Consider the following 17,996-nt stretch of genomic DNA (forward strand, 5'->3'; position numbering starts at 1 on the left):
TGCGCCGTAGGATTGGGCTGTGACTGAGACGATCCGCATCCGCCCTGCCCGCACCGGCGACGTCGCCGCCATCAAGACCCTGGTGGCACCCCTGGCGGACCAGCGGATCCTGATGGCCAAGGAAACCGTCGCGTACTACGAAAGCCTCCAGGAGTTCCGGATCGCCGAGGCGCCCGACGGCGAGGTGATCGGCTGCGGGGCACTGCACGTGATGTGGGACGACCTGGCCGAGGTGCGCACCCTGGCGACCTCGGACGCGTGGCGCGGCAGGGGTGTAGGGCACCTGCTGGTGGAGCGACTGTTGGAGGACGCGAAGGCCCTCGGCGTCTCCCGCGTCTTCTGCCTGACCTTCGAGGTGGAGTTCTTCAAGAGGCACGGCTTCGACGTGATGGCTGACCAGACGGCAGTGGATCCGGTGGTGTACTCGGAGCTCCTGCGCTCGCATGACGAAGGCGTTGCCGAATTCCTGGACCTGGCCCGGGTCAAGCCCAACACGCTCGGGAACACCCGGATGATCCGGACGATCTAACTGCCTGAACTTCCTGCAACGGGGTCTATCGCCAAATCAACTTGGTGGATAAACTGATCCCGGCCCGATGGGGCGGGCCGCCAGCTTCCGGAGGCAGAAATTGCAGAATCGCGTGATTTTTCCAGATTTCTCCGCATTCCAAATGACGGTCGACGCCGTGCCGGTTCTGCCGGATTCATCCGGCGCGGGCGGCGGCTCCGGCGGTGCGCCCGAGGACGCCTCCCCCCGCCGGCTCCGGCTCCGGGCCGCGCTTGGTCCGGACGCCTGGCCGGGCTTCGCGCCGGAGGCTGCGGCCGGCCCCTGAGCCCCCGGTTGGCGGCCGCCCCGGGAGCCTACCGCTGGCAGGGCCCCGGTAGTAGGGTCTAAGCAAGCAGCCAGGACAACCATCCAGGGAGCACAGCCATGAAGAAACTCATCAACGATCCCAAGGCCGTGGTCGACGAGTCAGTGGAGGGGTTCGGGCTTGCGCACGCCGACCTCGTGAGCGTCTACCCGGACCCCAAATACATCGTCCGGAAAGACGCCCCGGTGGCGGGGAAAGTCGGTCTGGTCTCCGGCGGCGGCAGCGGCCACGAGCCCCTGCACGGCGGCTATGTCGGAATGGGCATGCTCGACGCCGCGGTTCCCGGCGCTGTGTTCACCTCGCCCACCCCTGACCAGATCCTGCCGGCCACGCTCGCGGTGAACTCGGGCGCCGGCGTCGTGCACATCGTGAAGAACTACACCGGTGACGTACTGAACTTCGAAACCGCCGCCGAACTGGCGCAGGCCGAGGGGGTGGAGGTCCGCACGGTGCTGGTCAACGACGACGTCGCCGTGCAGGACTCGCTCTACACCGCCGGGCGCCGCGGTGTGGGCGGAACGGTCCTGGTCGAGAAGATCGCCGGCGCCGCGGCCGAGCGCGGTGACAGCCTCGACGCCGTCGCGGCCATCGGCGACCGCGTCAACCAGAATGTGCGCAGCATGGGCGTGGCCCTGAGCGCGTGCACGGTGCCGCACGCCGGGGTGCCCAGCTTTGAGCTTGAGGACAACGAAATCGAGATCGGCATCGGCATCCACGGCGAGCCCGGCCGGCACAAAATCCCGATGGAGCCCGCGGACGGCATCACGGACCGGCTGCTGGACCCCGTGGTCAGCGACCTCGGCCTCGCCTCGGGGGACAAGGTCCTGTTGTTCGTCAACGGCATGGGCGGCACGCCGCAGAGCGAGCTGTACATCGTTTACCGCCGGGCCGCGCAGCGACTCGCTGAACAGGGCGTCACCGTGGAGCGCTCGCTGGTCGGGAACTACATCACCTCGCTGGAGATGCAGGGCTGCTCCATCACCGTCCTGCGCCTCGACGACGAAATGACCGCCCTCTGGGACGCGCCCGTCCACACCGCCGCCCTCCGCTGGGGCATCTGATCGTGGGGCTGGATGTCGACTGGGCCGTGCGGTGGCTGACGCTTTCCGCGGAGGCGATGGCAGAGCACCGGGTCGAACTCATTGAACTGGACCGGCCGATCGGGGACTCCGACCACGGCGAGAACATGGACCGCGGGTTCAAAGCCGTGATGGACAAACTCGCCGAATCGCCCCCGGAAACCGCCGGAGCCGCGCTGAAGCTGACCGCCATGACCCTGATGTCGAAGGTGGGCGGCGCCGCCGGGCCGCTGTACGGAACGGCTTTCCTGCGCGCCGCCACGGCGCTCGGCGACGCCGCCGACATTGACGCCGCCACGCTCGCCGGCGCCCTGCAGGCGGCCCGCGACGGGATTGTTGCCCGGGGCAAGGCCGAATCCGGGGACAAAACGATGGTGGATGCCTGGACGCCCGCGGTGGATGCCTCCGCGGCCGCGGCCGGCGACGGCGACGTCCGCAAAGTCCTGGCCGCGGCGGCCGACGCGGCCGAGGCCGGGGCGGTGTCCACCGACCCGATGCTGGCCCGCAAGGGCCGCGCCAGCTACCTGGGGGAGCGCAGCATCGGCCACCGCGACCCCGGTGCCGTCTCCAGCGCCCTGATCCTGCGCGCCGCCGTGGGGGCCGCCGGATGACGGTCGGGCTGGTCGTCGTCTCGCACAGCGAAAAGATCGCCGACGGCGCCGTCGAACTCGCCGCGCAAATGGCCCCCGACGTCGTGATTGTCGCGGCGGGCGGCACGGACGACGGCAGGATCGGAACCAGCCTGGAGAAGGTGATGGCCGCGCTGGAACGGGTGGCCGGGGAAAGCGGGATCGTGGTGCTCACCGACCTTGGCTCCGCCGTGATGACCGCGGAATCGGCGGTCGAGTTTGCCGCTGACCCGGGGTCCATCCACCTGGCCGACGCCCCGCTCATCGAGGGACTGGTCGCGGCAGCCGTATCCGCCCAGACGGGGGCCGACGCCGGGACGGTGAAAGACGCGGCCGAAGCCGTTTACCGGCCCCCGGCCCACCCGCACGCGCCCGAACACGAGCACCAGCAGCCGCCGGACGCCCAGGGCGACTTCGAACTCGTCAACCAGGCCGGGATGCACGCCCGGCCGGCGGCCAAGATTGCCGGCGGCCTGGCCGGAATGGACGCCGAGGTGACCGTCAACGGCGTTGACGGCGCCTCCATGACGGAGCTGATGATGCTCGGTGCGGGCAAGGGGACCGTGCTGCACATCCAGGCCAGCGGCACGGACGCGGCCAAAGCGGTGGACTACCTCGGCGGACTGATCAGTGCCGGCTTCGGCGAGCCCTAGGCGCGAGCCCCAGGCTCAGCCCGGGAGGCGCAGGCCGCCCGGGTGCAGCTCGGCCAGGCCGTCGCCCAGCAGCCCGGCCACCGCCCGCTCAAGCTGCTCAGGCGCCGAGTTCAGCCGGTGCAGGGCCGCGAGCGGGACGCCGATCCCCTCAGCGTCGAACCCCAGGTCCGCCGGTGCGCGCTCCAGCAGCTCCCGGGCCACGGGCGCCTCGGCCATCCGCAGGACCGCCATCACGGCCCCGCGCACCTGCCGGTCGGTGCCGTGCCAGGCCTGCCCCTTGGGAGTGTAGGTGGGTGGCGGCTCACCGGCAGCGAGCCAGGCGCACGCCGCGCGGACCGGGCACTCGCCGCATTTCGGTGACCGGGCGGTGCAGACCAGCGCGCCCAGTTCCATCACGGCGGCGTTCCAGCGAACCGAGGCGGCATCGTCGTCGGGCAGCAGCTGCGCGGCCAGCCGCATCTCCCCGGCTGTCAGGGCCGGCGCCGGAAGCGCGGCCCCGGTGAAGAGGCGTGCGTGGACCCGGCGGATGTTGGTGTCCACCACCGTCTCCCTGCGGCCGAAGGCAAACGCGGCGACGGCGGCCGCCGTGTAGCTGCCCACGCCGGGAAGTTCCAGTAGGTCCGGGTAGCTGCCGGGCACCTCGCCGTCGTGGTTGTCCACAATCGCGACGGCGGCCGCATGCAGCCGGAGCGCCCGCCGCGGATAGCCCAGCCGTCCCCACGACCGGACCGCCTCGCCGGCAGGCTCCCGCGCGAGATCGGCCGGGGCAGGCCAGCGCAGCAGCCATTCCTCCCAGACCGGCAGCACCCGCACCACGGGGGTCTGCTGCAGCATAATTTCGCTGACCAGCACGCCCCAGGCTGAGCAGTCGGCGGCCCGCCATGGCAGGTCCCGCGCGGTGTCGGCGAACCAGGACGCCAGGGCGGCGTGCAGTTCCTGGAGCGGCACGGCCGGCTGGGCGGGGACGGCGGCGACGGGGACGGCGGCGACGGCGGGGAGGGCGGGGGAATCGGCTAGGGCTTTGATCGAACCAGCTTAATAGAGATGCGGACCATAGTGCGGCCGGCGGCGTGGTGGGTCAGCCCGGGCCGCGGCGTTCTCTAACCTAGGAGGATGGTCAGGCAAGGCAATTCAGGAACTCGCGGTTCGGGACCGAAGGCTTCCGCCAAGGCAAAGGCCAGCGGCAGGCAGGTGCGGAAGCCGGTCAGCCCCGTTTACCGACGCCGCCGGCTCTTCGCCGCGGCGATCCTGCTGCTGGTGCTTGCCCTCGCGGTGGGTGGATTTGCCGCGATCTCCAACGCCATGAACGGGGCAACACCGGAGCCCGCCGCCAGCGGCTCGCCCCGGTCCGAAACGCCGGTGAGTACCGGCACCGCAAGCCCGCAGGCGTCCGCGACGCCCAGCCCGGGCGCCGGCTGCGACCAGAAGCTGCTGACGGTCTCCGCGGCCACGGACAAGGCCGCCTACGCGGCAGGTGAGAACCCGTTGCTCACCCTGAAGGTCACCAACGGAAACCAGGTGCCCTGTGAGGTCAACATCGGAACCTCGCAGATGGAATACCTGGTGACGAGCGGCTCGGACCGGATCTTCTCGTCGAGGGACTGCCAGGCGGAAAGCAGCGACCTGGTCAAGACCATCCGCCCAGGCCGGAGCGAGACGGCGAACTTCCCGTGGCAGCGCAACCGCACGGTGCAGGGCTGCGCCGCGGTCGACGCCAAACCTGCGGGAGGAACTTACGTCTTCACCGCCCGGCTGGGTAACAAGACCAGCACCAGGGCCGTCTTCCAGCTCGGTTAAGCCGATCGAGTGCTCCACAAGTGCCGTTTTGGCGGTCCAAAAGGGCGGTCACGGAGCGACCGGCGGTGCCTACGGGCCTAGAGGAACGGGCCTAGAGGAACCGGTCGAGCAGGCTGGCTTCGGCCATCCGGCTCAGGCCCTCGCGGACGGTCCGGGCACGCTGGTCGCCGATTCCGTCCACCGTCATGAGGTCATCGATGGTGGCCGCCATCAGGAACTGCAGCCCGCCAAAGTGGTCCACCAGCCGGTCGGCGACGGCCTTCGGCACCGCCTTGAGCCCGGAAAGCAGGCGGTACCCGCGCGGCTGCACGACGGCGTCGAGGTTCGCCTCGCCGCCGGCGAAGCCGACGATCCCCGCGATTTTGCCCAGGTCGATCAGCTCGGTGGGCCCCAGGTTCACAAGGGCCTTGACGGCGTTGTCGATGTCCGCGGCGGACGCGCTGGGGCCCGAGTAGTCCCGGATGATCACGTCGCTGCCCGGCCCGCGTCCCACCGTCAGTTCGTCGAGTTGCAGCGAGAGCAGGCGGCCGTCCTCGCCGAGTTCCAGCACGTACTGGGAGATCTCCTCGGAGATGCGCCGCACCATCTCCTGGCGCTGCAGGGTCACGGCCACGTCGCGGACCGTCACCATGGCCTCGATCTCCAGGGCCGAGAGCGAACTGGTCACCTGGTCCAGGCGGGAGCGGTAGCGCTCCAGGGTGGCAAGGGCCTGGTTGGCGCGGGCCAGGACCTTCTCGGAGCCTTCCAGGACGTGCCGCAGGCCGTTGACGTAGAGCGCGATGATCTGCATCGACTGGCTCACCGAGATCACCGGAACACCGGTCTGGATGGCGACGCGTTCGGCGGTCCGGTGCCGGGTTCCCGTCTCCTGGGTTTCGATGCTTGAGTCCGGGACCAGCTGGACCCCGGCGCGCAGGATGTTGCTCGCGTCCTTGTCACAGACAATGGCGCCGTCCATCTTGGCCAGTTCCCGCAGCCGGGTGGGGGAGAAGTCAATGCCGATCTCGAAGCCGCCGGAGCAGATGGATTCGATGGTCCGGTCGATGCCGAGCACGATCAGGGCGCCGGTGCGGCCGCGGAGGATGCGCTCCAGCCCGTCCCGCAGGGCAGTGCCGGGTGCCACCCTGGCCAGCGTCGCCTTAAGCGCATCCTCGGGACTCCGAGCCATAGGTTTTCCCTTCAAAGGTGCAGGTCGATGCCCGCAAGTACACCGGTTTTTATCGGATTTCCACCGTTGGCCGGCAAGAACAAAAGTGCCTGGTTTCCCGTATGCACCATCATAGGGGCAGCGGCGGGCGGTTTCCGCACGGTCAAGCCTCAAAGTGGCCCATTTCCGCCGTGCCGGGGCCACCGTGCAGACGGCCATCCGGCGGAAGCCGGAAACCGCATTTTCGCCGGCCCGTCCGGGCCTGCCGCGGCCTGCGATAAACTTGTTGCTTGGGTGTACCGCGGGCTCTCCGCGCCGTGACCCGTCCACAGCCGCAGCGAAAGTAGCACCGTGTCTCAAGAAGTCCACAGCCCCGCCCGAGTCCAGGAGATTCACAAGCAGGCAGCCCGGCGCCGGACCTTCGCAGTGATCTCCCACCCCGACGCCGGCAAGTCCACGCTGACCGAGGCGCTGGCCCTGCACGCGAAGGTGATCGGCACCGCCGGCGCGTCCAGCGGCAAGGCCAACCGCAAGGAAACGGTTTCCGACTGGATGCAGATGGAGAAGGACCGCGGCATCTCGATCAGCTCGGCAGCGCTGCAGTTCGCCTACCGCGACACCGTCATCAACCTGCTGGACACCCCGGGCCACGCGGACTTCTCCGAGGACACCTACCGGGTGCTGGCCGCCGTCGACTGCGCCGTGATGCTCGTGGACGCGGCCAAGGGCCTGGAAACCCAGACCATGAAGCTCTTCGAGGTCTGCAAGCAGCGGAACCTGCCGATCATCACCGTGATCAACAAATGGGACCGGCCCGGCCTGGACGCCCTGGCCCTGATGGACGAGATCACCGAGCGCACCGGCCTGCAACCCATGCCGCTGACCTGGGCGGTCGGCATTTCCGGTGATTTCCGCGGCGTCTGGGACCTGCGCAATGACCGCTTCGCCCAGTTCAAGCGCAACAACGCCGGCGCCAACATCGCCCTCACCGAGTACTTCACCCCGGAGGAGGCCGCCGCCAGCCAGGGCGGCGACTGGTCCAACGCCGTGGACGAGGCCGGGCTCGTGATCGAATCCAACCTCGCGTTCGACGTCGACGCCTTCCACGCCGGCAAGGCGACGCCCATCCTGTTCAGCTCAGCCGCCCTGAACTTCGGCGTGAAGGAAATCCTCGACGCCCTGGTGGACTTCGCGCCGCCGGCCGCCCCGCGGCCCGACGTCGACGGCGCCGCGCGCCCGGTCGATGACCCGTTCGCCGGGTTCGTCTTCAAGGTCCAGGCCGGCATGAACAAGGCCCACCGCGACCACGTCGCGTTCATCCGGGTCTGCTCAGGCGTCTTCGAACGCGGCATGGTGGTCACCCAGGGGCGCACCGGGAAGTCCTTCGCCACGAAGTACGCCCAGCAAGTCTTCGGCCGCGAACGCGAGGTGATCGACGAGGCCTTCCCGGGCGACGTCGTGGGCCTGGTGAACGCCTCCTCGCTGCGCGTCGGGGACAGCCTGTTCCTGGAGAAGCCGGTGGAGTTCCCGGCCATTCCGCTGTTCGCCCCCGAGCATTTCCAGGTGGCGCGCTCCAAGGACCCCAGCCGCTTCAAGCAGTTCCGCCGCGGCATCGAACAGCTCGAGCACGAAGGCGTCATCCAGGTGCTCCGCTCCGATATCCGCGGCGACCAGGCGCCCGTGCTGGCCGCCGTCGGCCCGATGCAGTTCGAGGTGGTCGAGGACCGGATGGCGCACGACTTCAGCGCCCCGATGCGGCTCGAGCGGCTGCCGTACTCGCTGGCCCGGATCACGACGGCGGACGCCATGCCGGCGCTGGCCAACGTGCCCGGCGCCGAGGTGCTGCTGCGCTCCGACGGCGAGTACCTGGCACTGTTCAACGATGTCTGGGCCCTGCGCCGGATCGAGAAGAACCACCCGGACCTCACGCTGGTGCCAATCGGCACGCACAACCCCGCAAAATAGCCGGAAATTTCCTCAGCTCAGGTCTTCCTGAATCCGCATTCCGCGGTATCATAAGTAACCTTGCTAATTTCGCGGGCGCTGGCGCTGGGGGCCGGCTTTTAGGACTGATTCGTCCGATTCCATGTGCGGACCCCTATCGAGGGAACAAGAAAACTCGTTGACAATAACTATGGACTCCGGCTTTCTGCTCAGCGGACGGTACCGGATCGATGCCCTCATTGGCAGGGGAAGCCAATCGACTGTGTACCGCGCGCACGACGAGCTGCTGCAGCGCGAGGTGGCGGTCAAACTCTTCCGCAATGACGCGGACGATCTCGAGCACACCCGCCGGCAGGGCCAGGAAGTGCGGATTCTCGCGGGGATGAGCCACCACGCCCTGGTGACGCTGTTCGACGCCGGCGCCGACCTCAGCAGTCCGGACTCCCGGCTGACCTATCTCGTGATGGAACTCGTGCGCGGGCAGGACCTGCGCCACCGGTCCCTGCAGGGGCCGCTCTCCGCCGCGCACATGGCCCATATCGGCTACGACCTCGCGGACGGGCTGTCCTACATCCACCACCACGGGATCGTGCACCGGGATATCAAGCCGGCGAACATCCTGCTGGTGGACTACAGCAATGACGACCGCCGCCCCCGGGCCAAGCTGACCGACTTCGGCGTCGCGGCCATCCTGGGGCACAACCGCGCGGACGAGGACGGCGGCACCTCCGGGACGCCGGCCTACCTGAGCCCGGAACAGGCCGCCGGCGAATCCGCCGGCCCGGCGAGCGACATCTACTCGCTCGGCCTCGTGCTGCTCGAAGGCCTGACCGGCAGGATGGCCTACCCGGGCGCGCCGATCCAGTCCGCCGTCGCGCGGCTGCTGCACGACCCCCAGATTCCGGAGGAGCTCGCCCCGATGTGGGTGGCGCTGCTGTCCTCAATGCTCTCGCGCGACCCGGCGGCCCGTCCGCGCTCCCGGGAGGTGTCCCTTGCCCTGAGACAGGAAGTCATCAACGGCGTCGGCCGCCACCGGCAACTGCCTGCGGCGGCGGCGAATGACGAGGAAGGCCGGATGCGCGCCGTCGAGCGGTACCGGATCCTGGATACCCCCGAGGACGGCGCCTTCGACCGGATCGCGGCGCTTGCGGCTCGCGTGTTTACGGTGCCGGTCGCGATCGTCAGCGTCGTCGACCACGACCGGATCTGGTTCAAGGCCCACCACGGCACCGACGTCACCGAGATTGGCCGGGATCCGGGGCTCTGCGCCTCGGCCATCCTGCAGGACGGGCCCTGGATCGTGGAGGACGCCGTAACGGACCCGCGGACGCTCGCCAACCCGCTCGTGGCGGGAGAGTTCGGGTTGCAGTTCTATGCCGGCGTGCCGCTGCGCACCCCGGACGGCTACAACCTCGGCACCTTCTGCATCCTGGACCGGGAGCCGCGGGAGTTCACCGCGGAGGACACCCGGACGCTCGAAGACCTCGCCGCGATCGTCATGAACGACCTGGAGATGCGGCTGCAGAGCCGCGCGGCGATCGCCAGCTAGGGTCAGCGCCTGCCGGCGTGCAGCGCGAGCTCCAGCTCAAACCGCGCCACCGGGTCCTCCAGCGCGTCGCCGAACAGCTCGCGCAGCTGGGCCGCCCGGTAGCCCACGGTCTGGGGGTGGATGCCCAGCTCGGCGGCCACCGGTGCGCGCTGGCCCCAGTGGCGCAGCCAGGACAGCAGAGTTTCGGCGAGCCGCTCGCGCTGCGCCGGGCGGAGCCCCTCCAGTGGCGCGAGGCGGCGGTCCGCGAGCTCAGCGATTGCGGAGGGCTCGGCGCCGAGGATCACCGCCGCGAGGTGCTCATCGGCCCAGATGGGCGGATCCTCCGGCCCGTCCCGGTGCGGCAGGACCGAGGCCGCGAGCACGGCCAGCCGCAGGGATTCGGGGACTTTCTCCCAGCCGCCGGCCGGGCCCACGGAGGCGCCGCGGCCCCGCAGCGCCTTGTCCAGGTCCTTCCGCGCGGACGCGGAGTTGCGCGCCGGCACGAGCGCCACGGCGTCGGTCTCACGTTCGATCACCAGCGTTCCCGGTCCCAGCCGCAACCGCAGTCCGGCGGCCCGGTTCACCGGCAGCGTGACAACGGTCATGCGCTGCGGCAGTGACCAGTCCGCCATGGCCGCCGTCTGGCGCAGCGCCGCCTCGTCCGCCTGCCCCAGCAGCAGCAGATCCAGCAGTTCCGTGCGGCGCCGGTCCACCGCCCCGGCGCGTTCGGACTGCTCAAAGGCATAGGCCTCCGCACTGACCGCGGAGAGCTCGTCGATGTAGGCAAGAATCGATTCGCCGAGGTCCACCACCACGTTCTGGCCCAGATGGTGCTCCACCGAGACCTTCGACATTTCCCGGAACGTCACCCGGGCGCCCATCCGATAGGCGCTGAGCAGCGCATCCATGCTCCTGCCCTGCCGGAACTCGCCGCTGCCCAGGCCGGCGACCAGCTGCCGGCTCTCTTCGGAAAGCGCCGGCAGCGTGGTGCCGGGAAGCTGCAGGAAGCGGTCCAGCGCCGTCGCAACGCCGCGCCGGAGGCCCCGCCCGAAGCGGCCCTCGATCGGCCGGGCATAGGCGGGAACCAGGTGCGGCACGGCGGCGATGATGGCCTCCACAATGCCGGGCATCCTGGGCCGGAGCATGTCGCTGACCTCTTTGGGCAGCGCCAGCCAGGGCGGGTCGTAAGAGGAATGGCCGGGGTGGCCGGCAGCGGAAGCGTTCATGGCCGAGTCCAAAAGTTGTTGTACGGAAACAGTTTCTTGGAGTCAATCGTATGCCTTGGGCGAAGATTTATGACCCAACCTGACATACTATTGATGAATGATCCGGCTCCGTAAGCTGGCGCGCGCCGCATCTCTACTGACCACCCCCTTAGCTCCAGAAGACATTCTGTCGCTGTTCAACCCCGTGTTTTCTGCCCGCCAGTTACGCGGCGTGGTTACCCGGGTGGTTCCAGAAACGGCCGATTCCGCCACCATTTTCTTCCGTCCCGGCCGAGGCTGGCAAGCGCACCGCGCAGGCCAGTGGGCCCGCATCGGCGTCGAACTCAACGGCGTGCGCCACTGGCGGTCCTACTCGCTCAGCGCGCCCGCAGGTGAGGACCCCGCCATCACCGTCACGGACATGGGTGCCGTCTCCGGGACCCTGGTCCGCACCACCAAGCCGGGCGACGTCCTCTTCCTCGCTCCGCCGCAGGGCGACTTCGTCCTGCCCGAGCATCCGCGCCCGCTGCTGATGCTCACTGCGGGCAGCGGCATCACTCCGGTGATGTCGATGATCCGCACGCTGGTCCCGCACCGACCCGACGCCGACGTCGTCCTCGTCCACACGGCGCGGACGGCGGCCGACGCCATCTTCCGCGAGGAACTGGCCGAGCTCGCGGATCAGTTCCCCAATTTCAAGGTCACGCACTGGTTCACCGGCGAACGCGGGCGGCTGGATTTCAGCACCGCGGCCGGGCTGGACGCGCTGTGCCCGGACTGGCGGGACCGCGCCGCCTACGCCTGCGGCCCCGAAGGTTTCCTCGACGACGCCGAGGCGCTCTGGGAATCCGAGGCGGCTCCGGACACCTCCGAGGCGGCCGCGACCCTGACGATCGAACGCTTTAGCACGAGCCTGGCCGGCGGCGAAGGGCACGACGGCGGGCTGGTGACCTTCGAAGCCTCGGACCGTGAAGTCGAAGCGGACGGCGACACGCCCCTGCTCGACGTCGGCGAGGACGCCGGGGTGCTGATGCCCAGCGGCTGCCGGATGGGCATCTGCCACAGCTGCCTCATCCCGCTCCGCGCCGGCCAGATCCGCGACCTGCGCACGGGCGAAGTCCACGGCGAGCCCGGCCAACTAATCCAGACGTGCGTCTCGGCAGCCGCCGGACCCGTTAACCTCGACCTCTGAGGAGAAACCACATGACCACACTTGCAGATAAGACAGATATTGCCGAAGACGGCAGCACAAGCACTGGCGCCCAGTCCGGCTCCGCCGGGAAGCCGGCCGCCGCCGTAAAGAAGCGGCCCGGTGCGCTTGCCGAGACCGGAAGCCCGTTGCTGCGACCCCCTGCCGCGGCACACCTGTCCGACGAGCAGGTCGCAGAGCTGGGCCGTGAACTCGACGCGATCAAGGACGACATCCTCGCCAAGCGCGGCTCCTCCGACGCCGCCTACATCCGCCGCATGATCAAGATCCAGCGCGGCCTGGAGATCTCCGGCCGCGCCGCCCTCCTGGTCAGCAAGAACAAGGCCGCCTGGGTCACCGGCACCACGTTGCTGAGCTTTGCCAAGATCCTGGAAAACATGGAGCTGGGCCACAACATCCTGCACGGCCAGTGGGACTGGATGCGGGACCCGGACATCCACTCCACCACCTGGGAGTGGGACTTCGTCACCCCGGCGCGCTCCTGGCAGCACACCCACAACGACCTGCACCACCGCTGGACCAACGTCGTCGGCAAGGACAACGACATTGGATACAACCTGCTGCGGATGGACCCGCAACAGGAATGGAAGCCCTTCAACCTGGGCAACCCGCTCTACAACGCGCTGCTGGCCCCGGTCTTCGAGTGGGGCATCGCGATCTACGACCTGGAACTCGTGGACTACAAGGAGGGCAGGAAGTCCAAGGAGGCCCTGACCAAGGACCTCAAGGCGCTCGGCCGCAAGGCCCTGAAGCAGTTCACCAAGGACTACGCCGCCACGCCCGCCGTCGCCATGCTCACCGGCTCCGGCAAGCAGGCCCTGTACGGCACGCTGACCGCCAACGCCGTCCGAAACGTCTGGGCGCACGCGGTGATCTTCTGCGGCCACTTCCCGGACGGGACGGACACGTTTACCGAGGAAATGGTCGACGGCGAAACCCGCGGTGACTGGTACGTGCGCCAGATGATCGGCTCGGCCAACATCTCCGGCTCCAAGTTCATGCACCTGATGACCGGCAACCTTTCGCACCAGATCGAGCACCACCTCTTCCCGGACCTGCCGTCCAACCGCTACGCCGAAGTGGCGCCCAAGGTCCAGGAAATTTGTAAGCGCTACGGCCTCCCGTACACCACCGGCCCGATCTGGAAGCAGGTCGGCTCCACCTGGGCCAAGATCTTCCGGCTGGCCCTGCCGCCGAAAAAGGCCTAGGCACCGCAGGTCCCGCCGCTGCGTTCCGTTCTCGAGCCGGTCCGGGCTAGGCCTTGACCGCCACCCCCAGAACGTGCGCCAGCGGCGGGTTGCCGGGCAGGACCGCGAAGCCGAAGCGCTCCAGGGCCTCCACGGCCAGGCCCGCCTCGACGATGCTGGCGGCGGTGTCCCGGTTCGGGTGGCAGCCGCCGGCCAAACGGCTCCAGAGCGGAGTGATCAGGTCCTCCGCCGCCGCCAGCACGCGGTGGGCGGAGCGGACGTGCTCGTAGAACAACAGCCGGCCGCCGGGTTTCAGGACCCGGATGGCTTCGGCCAGGACGGCGGACGGTTCGGCCACGCTGCACAGCACCAGGCTGGAGACGACGACGTCGACCGAGGCGTCCGCGGCCGGCAGCGCTTCCGCGAATCCGTTCCGCACCGTGATCGGCACCGGCGCTGACGCCGCGGCGTCCAGCGCCAGCGCCCTGAGCGTGGGGTCCGGTTCCAGCGCCAGCACCGCCGACACCGCCGGCGGATAGAACGGAAACGTGGCGCCGTAGCCTGCCCCGATTTCGACGACGGCGCCGTGGGCTGCCGCCACGAGCCGCCGCCGGTGGGCTGCGGCTCCCCGGGCGTCCATCCGCGGCCCAACCCGGGCGTAAGAGCGTCCGAAAGACGGGGCGTGCGACTCGGCATCCATGGGCAGCTGTCCGCTCAACGGACCTGCGCCGGATTGAGCTTCAGCCGACGCAGCAGCTGGGCGTTCAGCGCCACCACCACGGTGGAGGCGGACATCAGCACCGCTCCCGCCGCGGGGGACAGGACGATCCCGGCGAAGGCCAGCGCGCCGGCGGCCAGCGGGACGGAGATGACGTTGTAGCCGGTGGCCCAGATCAGGTTCTGCCACATCTTGGCGTAGCTGGCCCGGGAAAGATCCAGCATCGACAGGACTGCCCGGGGGTCGTTGCCGGCCAGGACGACGCCGGCGGACTCCATCGCGACGTCGGTACCGGCGCCGATCGCGATGCCGACTTCGGCCCGGGCCAGCGCGGGGGAGTCGTTCACGCCGTCGCCCACCATCGCCACCTTCAAGCCGCGGGACTGCAGTTCGGCGACCTTCTTGTCCTTGTCGGCCGGGAGGACCTCGGCGAAGACCTCGTCGATGTTGAGTTCCTCGCCGACGGCGCGGGCCACCTGCCGGGCGTCGCCGGTGATCATCGCGACCTTGATGCCGCGGTCCTGCAGTGCCTTGACGGCCTGCCGGGACTCGGTGCGCACGGCGTCCTCGAGACTCACGGCCCCCAGGATTTTTTCCCCGTCAATGATGTGCAGCACGGCCGCACCGCGCTCCATCCAGGCCCGGGTGGCCCGTGCCAGTGCCTGCGGTTCTTCCGCTTCGAGGTCCCGGAGCAGGGCCGGGCCGCCGACCTGGATGGTCCTTCCGTCCACCGTGGCGCGGACGCCGCGGCCGGTCATGGACGAAAAATCGGTCGCCGCGGGAATCTGCAGACCCTGCTCCCGCGCCGCCCGGACGATGGCCCGCGCCACCGGGTGCTCGCTGTCTGCCTCCACAGCCGCGGCCAGCGCCAGGAGGCTGTCCCGGTCCACGCCCTCGGCGGCCGCGACGTCCTTGAGGGCGGGTTCGCCCTTGGTGAGCGTTCCGGTCTTGTCGAAGAGGACGACGTCGACGGTCCGCATCCGTTCCAGGGCCATCCGGTTCTTGATCAGGACCCCGGCCCGGGCGGCCTGTTCGGTGGAGATCGCGATGACCAGCGGGATGGCCAGGCCCAGCGCATGCGGGCAGGCGATCACGAGTACGGTGACGGTGCGGGTGACGGCGTCGGGAATGCTGCCCAGCAGGGACCAGACGATGAACGTGATGACGCCGGCGCCGGCGGCGAAGTAGAACAGGAAGGCTGCGGCCCGGTCGGCCAGGGCCTGCGCCTTGGACGAGGAGGCTTGCGCCTCGGCCACGAGGCGCTGGATCCCGGCCAGCGCGGTGTCATCCCCGACGGCGGTGACCTGCACGCGGACGGTGTTGTCCGTGGCCACGGTCCCGGCGACAACCTTGTCCCCGGGTGAGCGGAGGACGGTCTTGGATTCGCCGGTGATCATCGACTCGTCGACCTCAACCTGGCCGTCGACGACCACGCCGTCGGCCGGCATCCGGGCGCCCGAGCGGACCAGGACCGTGTCCCCAGCCACCAGGTCGCTGACTTTGACGGTTTCCGTCCCTGCGGCGGTGATCCGGTCCGCTTCGTCCGGCAGCAGGGCAGCGAGGGCGTCGAGCGCGCCCCGCGCCGAGCCGAGGGCGCGCATCTCGATCCAGTGCCCCAGCAGCATGATCGCCACCAGCAGGGCCAGCTCCCACCAGAAGTCGAGGTCGAAACCGCCGATCCCGAGGCTGGTGACCCAGGAGGCGACGAAGGCGACGCTGATGGCCATGGCGATCAGCAGCATCATGGCCGGTTTCCGGCTCTTCAGTTCATCCAGGCCGCCCTTGAGGAAGGGCTGGCCGCCGTAGAAGAAGATGACGGTGCCCAGTACCGGCGGAATCCAGGCCGAGCCGGGGAAGACCGGCGGCACGTAGCCGAGCAGGTGCCCGAACATCGGGCTGAACAGCACCACCGGCACCGACAGTGCCAGCGTCAGCCAGAACCTGTTCTTAAACATCGCGACGCTGTGGCCGGCGTGCTGGCCGTGGCTGTGTACCAGATGCTCATCGTCCCCGCCGGGCTGCGGCCGGTGGTCGTGGCCGGAGTGGCCGGGGCCGGCGCCGGCCGGCAGTTGATCGGTCTTTACGCTGTGCTGGTGTTCCATGGTTCCTGCCTCCGGAGAAGTCGCGGCTGGTCCTGATTCCAGTTCCCAACATACCCCTGGGGGGTATGCTTGGCAATACTGCCGGTGCGCAGTCCGGAGCCGCCGGTCCGGGTCAGCGCACCTCGATGACGCCCATCATGCCGAGGTCCTCGTGGTCCAGGATGTGGCAGTGGTAGACGGTGCGGCCGGTGAAATCCCGGAAGTCGATCCGGACCGTGACCTGCCCGTTGGCCGGCACGTTGACCACATCCCGAAGGGTGGCCTTTTCCACGGCCCGGCCGTTCTCCGCGATGAGCTGCATCGGCCACACGTGCAGATGGAACGGGTGGTCCATGGGGCTGCGGTTGACCAGGATCCACTCCTCGACCGTCCCGCCGGCCACAATGGTGTCAATCCTCCGCTCGTCGAAGGCCAGGCCGTTGATGGTGAAGGCCATTCCCATCCCGGGCCCCATCCCGCCGCCCTGCCCCTGCCCCATCGGCGTGGCAAGCACCAGCTGGCGGCGCGCGGCGACCGCGGCGGAGCGCAGCTCGGGCGGCGCCGGTCCGGCTGTGATGACGGGTGCCGGCGGGGCGGGGTCGCCGGCCACGTCCAGCGTGGCCAGGGTGGTGCCGGCCGGATCCTCGGCCCCGTCCTGCCCCGCCGGCCCGCCCGGTCCCATGCCGCGCCGGCCCATTCCGGGCATGGCTCCACGGTCGTAGGGCACCGCCTTTAGTTCGGATTGCCCGAGGGCGGCCGTGACCAGCAGTTCCGCCCGGTTCCCCGGCGCCAGCAGCACTTCCTGCACGTCCGACGGCGACTGGGCCCGCCCGGAGTCCATGCCCAGGAGCTGGAGTTTCTGCCCGTCCAGCCGCAGCCGCAGATACCGGGCCACGCAGCAGTTCACGATCCGCCACCTTTCCCGTTCCCCCGGCCGGGCCGTCATGCGGGGATTGGACTGGCCGTTGACCAGCAGGAGCGCCCCTACGCGTCCGGCCATCCGCTCCGGCAGGGACGCCTCGGCCACGTTCCCGGCCCCGTCCAGGCTGGTGTCCGAGACCAGCAGCACGCGTTCGGTGCCCGCTGCCACGGGCACGGGGTCTTCGACGATGATGGCGCCGAAGAGGCCGCCGGACACCTGGGCGGCGACCCGGCCGTGGTGGTGCGGGTGGTACCAGTACAGCCCTGGCGGGTGCCCGGCCGGGAGCCGGTATTCGTAGTCGAAGCTGCTGCCGGGGTCCACGGTCACGAATACGTTGTCGCTGTTGCCCTGGGGTGACACGTGGAGTCCGTGCAGGTGCAGGTTGCTGGGTTCGGCCAGCTTGTTCACCAGTTTGAGCCGCAGCACGTCGCCGGCCCGGAGCCGGAGGGTGGGTCCGGGGATGCCGCCGTTGTAGCCCAGCGCTCCCGCCTGCAGCCCCGCCACCGGGAACCGGCCCGGGGCTGCCTCAAGGCTGGCCGCCAGGACGCCTCCCGTGCTGCTGAGCGCGGCCGGCTGGCGCAGGGACTCTCCGGTGACCGGCGCGGGTTGTGAATTGAGCGACCACCACAGACCGGCGCCGCCGGCGACGGTGCCGGTCACTCCGAGTCCGCCCAGCAGCAGGGCGCTGCGGCGGCTGATGGGTGGCACTACGGACCCTCGCCGAGTTCCTTAACATGCTCGCGGTACTGCTCCGCCGTCAGCTCGCCCCTCGCGAATCGCTCGTCCAGGATGAGCCGGGCCGGGCTCTTGCCGCCCGGTGTGCCGGGCGCCCGGCCCGGAAAGCCCGGCTGGCCGTAGGGCCCGGGATGTCCTGGCTGAGGTCCGCGGCCGGTCCCGCTGAAGACCCGCACCGCGAGCAGCACGAGCACAGCGATTCCGACGAGGAGGAGCGCGCCCCAAAGCCACATCCACCACAGGTTCTGCCCGTAACCCCACATCATGACTGTTCCCTTCGCCAATGGAA

At 69.5% G+C, this 17,996-nt stretch carries 17 protein-coding genes; 10 read left to right on the top strand and 7 right to left on the bottom strand.

The annotated features are described in order from the left end of the window. Positions 1 to 19 precede the first annotated feature (19 nt). The 5 genes from AC1MBE_RS10405 (at position 20) to dhaM (ending at position 3,233) form a co-directional block, all read left to right on the top strand. Complete coding sequence (locus AC1MBE_RS10405) at positions 20 to 529, top strand: amino-acid N-acetyltransferase (protein ID WP_479777962.1); 510 nt, start codon at positions 20 to 22, stop codon at positions 527 to 529. Positions 530 to 641: 112 nt separating this feature from the next. After that, positions 642 to 833 (top strand): hypothetical protein, encoded by a 192-nt coding sequence (locus AC1MBE_RS10410; protein ID WP_479777964.1) that lies wholly within the window; start codon positions 642 to 644, stop codon positions 831 to 833. A gap of 98 nt (positions 834 to 931) precedes the next feature. Then, a complete protein-coding gene (gene dhaK, locus AC1MBE_RS10415; protein WP_479777966.1) occupies positions 932 to 1,933 on the top strand; it encodes a dihydroxyacetone kinase subunit DhaK in 1,002 nt (333 codons plus the stop codon). A 2-nt stretch (positions 1,934 to 1,935) separates the two neighbouring features. Beyond that, positions 1,936 to 2,562: a dihydroxyacetone kinase subunit DhaL gene (dhaL, locus tag AC1MBE_RS10420; RefSeq protein WP_346958401.1), complete on the top strand. Its 627-nt coding sequence runs from the start codon at positions 1,936 to 1,938 to the stop codon at positions 2,560 to 2,562. Beyond that, positions 2,559 to 3,233: a dihydroxyacetone kinase phosphoryl donor subunit DhaM gene (gene dhaM / locus AC1MBE_RS10425; RefSeq protein WP_479777968.1), complete on the top strand. Its 675-nt coding sequence runs from the start codon at positions 2,559 to 2,561 to the stop codon at positions 3,231 to 3,233. The genes dhaL and dhaM overlap by 4 nt, the downstream gene beginning before the upstream one ends. A gap of 15 nt (positions 3,234 to 3,248) precedes the next feature. Here dhaM and AC1MBE_RS10430 read toward each other — a convergent pair whose 3' ends face one another. Further along, positions 3,249 to 4,085, bottom strand: a complete 837-nt coding sequence (locus AC1MBE_RS10430) for an HhH-GPD family protein (protein WP_479782572.1) — start codon at positions 4,083 to 4,085, stop codon at positions 3,249 to 3,251. 261 nt (positions 4,086 to 4,346) lie between these two features. Between AC1MBE_RS10430 and AC1MBE_RS10435 the strand changes: the two genes are divergently transcribed. After that, positions 4,347 to 5,030 (top strand): hypothetical protein, encoded by a 684-nt coding sequence (locus AC1MBE_RS10435; RefSeq protein ID WP_479777970.1) that lies wholly within the window; start codon positions 4,347 to 4,349, stop codon positions 5,028 to 5,030. Between the two features lie 91 nt (positions 5,031 to 5,121). On the opposite strand, the gene disA is transcribed toward AC1MBE_RS10435, so the two are convergent. Continuing rightward, positions 5,122 to 6,198 (bottom strand): DNA integrity scanning diadenylate cyclase DisA, encoded by a 1,077-nt coding sequence (gene disA, locus AC1MBE_RS10440; RefSeq protein ID WP_346958404.1) that lies wholly within the window; start codon positions 6,196 to 6,198, stop codon positions 5,122 to 5,124. Positions 6,199 to 6,528: 330 nt separating this feature from the next. Between disA and AC1MBE_RS10445 the strand changes: the two genes are divergently transcribed. Together AC1MBE_RS10445 and AC1MBE_RS10450 are read left to right on the top strand one after the other, a co-directional pair. Beyond that, the gene (locus tag AC1MBE_RS10445) at positions 6,529 to 8,142 is read left to right on the top strand and encodes a peptide chain release factor 3 (RefSeq protein ID WP_346958405.1); all 1,614 of its coding nucleotides are present in this window, start codon (positions 6,529 to 6,531) and stop codon (positions 8,140 to 8,142) included. Between the two features lie 169 nt (positions 8,143 to 8,311). Continuing rightward, on the top strand, positions 8,312 to 9,670 hold the full coding sequence (locus AC1MBE_RS10450; RefSeq protein WP_479777973.1) for a protein kinase domain-containing protein: 1,359 nt from the start codon (positions 8,312 to 8,314) through the stop codon (positions 9,668 to 9,670). 2 nt (positions 9,671 to 9,672) lie between these two features. Here the strand turns inward: AC1MBE_RS10450 and AC1MBE_RS10455 are convergent, their stop codons facing one another. After that, the gene (locus tag AC1MBE_RS10455) at positions 9,673 to 10,875 is read right to left on the bottom strand and encodes a PucR family transcriptional regulator (protein ID WP_479777975.1); all 1,203 of its coding nucleotides are present in this window, start codon (positions 10,873 to 10,875) and stop codon (positions 9,673 to 9,675) included. 97 nt (positions 10,876 to 10,972) lie between these two features. On the opposite strand from AC1MBE_RS10455, the gene AC1MBE_RS10460 reads away from it, so the two are divergent. Then, a complete protein-coding gene (locus AC1MBE_RS10460) occupies positions 10,973 to 12,046 on the top strand; it encodes a ferredoxin reductase (protein ID WP_479777977.1) in 1,074 nt (357 codons plus the stop codon). Positions 12,047 to 12,057: 11 nt separating this feature from the next. After that, positions 12,058 to 13,272, top strand: coding sequence for a fatty acid desaturase family protein (locus AC1MBE_RS10465; protein ID WP_479777979.1), 1,215 nt, complete (start codon positions 12,058 to 12,060; stop codon positions 13,270 to 13,272). Positions 13,273 to 13,318: 46 nt separating this feature from the next. On the opposite strand, the gene AC1MBE_RS10470 is transcribed toward AC1MBE_RS10465, so the two are convergent. The 4 genes from AC1MBE_RS10470 to AC1MBE_RS10485 form a co-directional block, all read right to left on the bottom strand. Then, positions 13,319 to 13,891, bottom strand: a complete 573-nt coding sequence (locus AC1MBE_RS10470; RefSeq protein WP_479777981.1) for a class I SAM-dependent methyltransferase — start codon at positions 13,889 to 13,891, stop codon at positions 13,319 to 13,321. Between the two features lie 74 nt (positions 13,892 to 13,965). Next, positions 13,966 to 16,071 carry a copper-translocating P-type ATPase gene (locus tag AC1MBE_RS10475; RefSeq protein WP_479777983.1) on the bottom strand — a complete coding sequence of 702 codons (2,106 nt, stop codon included), beginning with the start codon at positions 16,069 to 16,071 and terminating at the stop codon, positions 13,966 to 13,968. A 112-nt stretch (positions 16,072 to 16,183) separates the two neighbouring features. After that, complete coding sequence (locus AC1MBE_RS10480) at positions 16,184 to 17,680, bottom strand: multicopper oxidase family protein (protein ID WP_479777985.1); 1,497 nt, start codon at positions 17,678 to 17,680, stop codon at positions 16,184 to 16,186. Further along, positions 17,680 to 17,973, bottom strand: coding sequence for an SHOCT domain-containing protein (locus AC1MBE_RS10485; RefSeq protein WP_479777987.1), 294 nt, complete (start codon positions 17,971 to 17,973; stop codon positions 17,680 to 17,682). Before AC1MBE_RS10485 ends, AC1MBE_RS10480 begins: the two co-directional genes overlap by 1 nt. Between the last annotated feature and the right edge of the window lie 23 nt (positions 17,974 to 17,996).

This window comes from Arthrobacter sp. BG5 (genome assembly GCF_056680155.1).

Bases quoted from the DNA above. Each gene is read 5' to 3' on its own strand.
- dhaK (WP_479777966.1), top strand. From the start codon at position 932: ATGAAGAAACTCATCAACGATCCCAAGGCCGTGGTCGACGAGTCAGTG.
- dhaM (WP_479777968.1), top strand. From the start codon at position 2,559: ATGACGGTCGGGCTGGTCGTCGTCTCGCACAGCGAAAAGATCGCCGAC.
- AC1MBE_RS10435 (WP_479777970.1), top strand. From the start codon at position 4,347: ATGGTCAGGCAAGGCAATTCAGGAACTCGCGGTTCGGGACCGAAGGCT.
- disA (WP_346958404.1), bottom strand. From the start codon at position 6,198: ATGGCTCGGAGTCCCGAGGATGCGCTTAAGGCGACGCTGGCCAGGGTG.
- AC1MBE_RS10450 (WP_479777973.1), top strand. From the start codon at position 8,312: ATGGACTCCGGCTTTCTGCTCAGCGGACGGTACCGGATCGATGCCCTC.
- AC1MBE_RS10455 (WP_479777975.1), bottom strand. From the start codon at position 10,875: ATGAACGCTTCCGCTGCCGGCCACCCCGGCCATTCCTCTTACGACCCG.
- AC1MBE_RS10460 (WP_479777977.1), top strand. From the start codon at position 10,973: ATGATCCGGCTCCGTAAGCTGGCGCGCGCCGCATCTCTACTGACCACC.
- AC1MBE_RS10465 (WP_479777979.1), top strand. From the start codon at position 12,058: ATGACCACACTTGCAGATAAGACAGATATTGCCGAAGACGGCAGCACA.
- AC1MBE_RS10470 (WP_479777981.1), bottom strand. From the start codon at position 13,891: ATGGACGCCCGGGGAGCCGCAGCCCACCGGCGGCGGCTCGTGGCGGCA.
- AC1MBE_RS10475 (WP_479777983.1), bottom strand. From the start codon at position 16,071: ATGGAACACCAGCACAGCGTAAAGACCGATCAACTGCCGGCCGGCGCC.
- AC1MBE_RS10485 (WP_479777987.1), bottom strand. From the start codon at position 17,973: ATGATGTGGGGTTACGGGCAGAACCTGTGGTGGATGTGGCTTTGGGGC.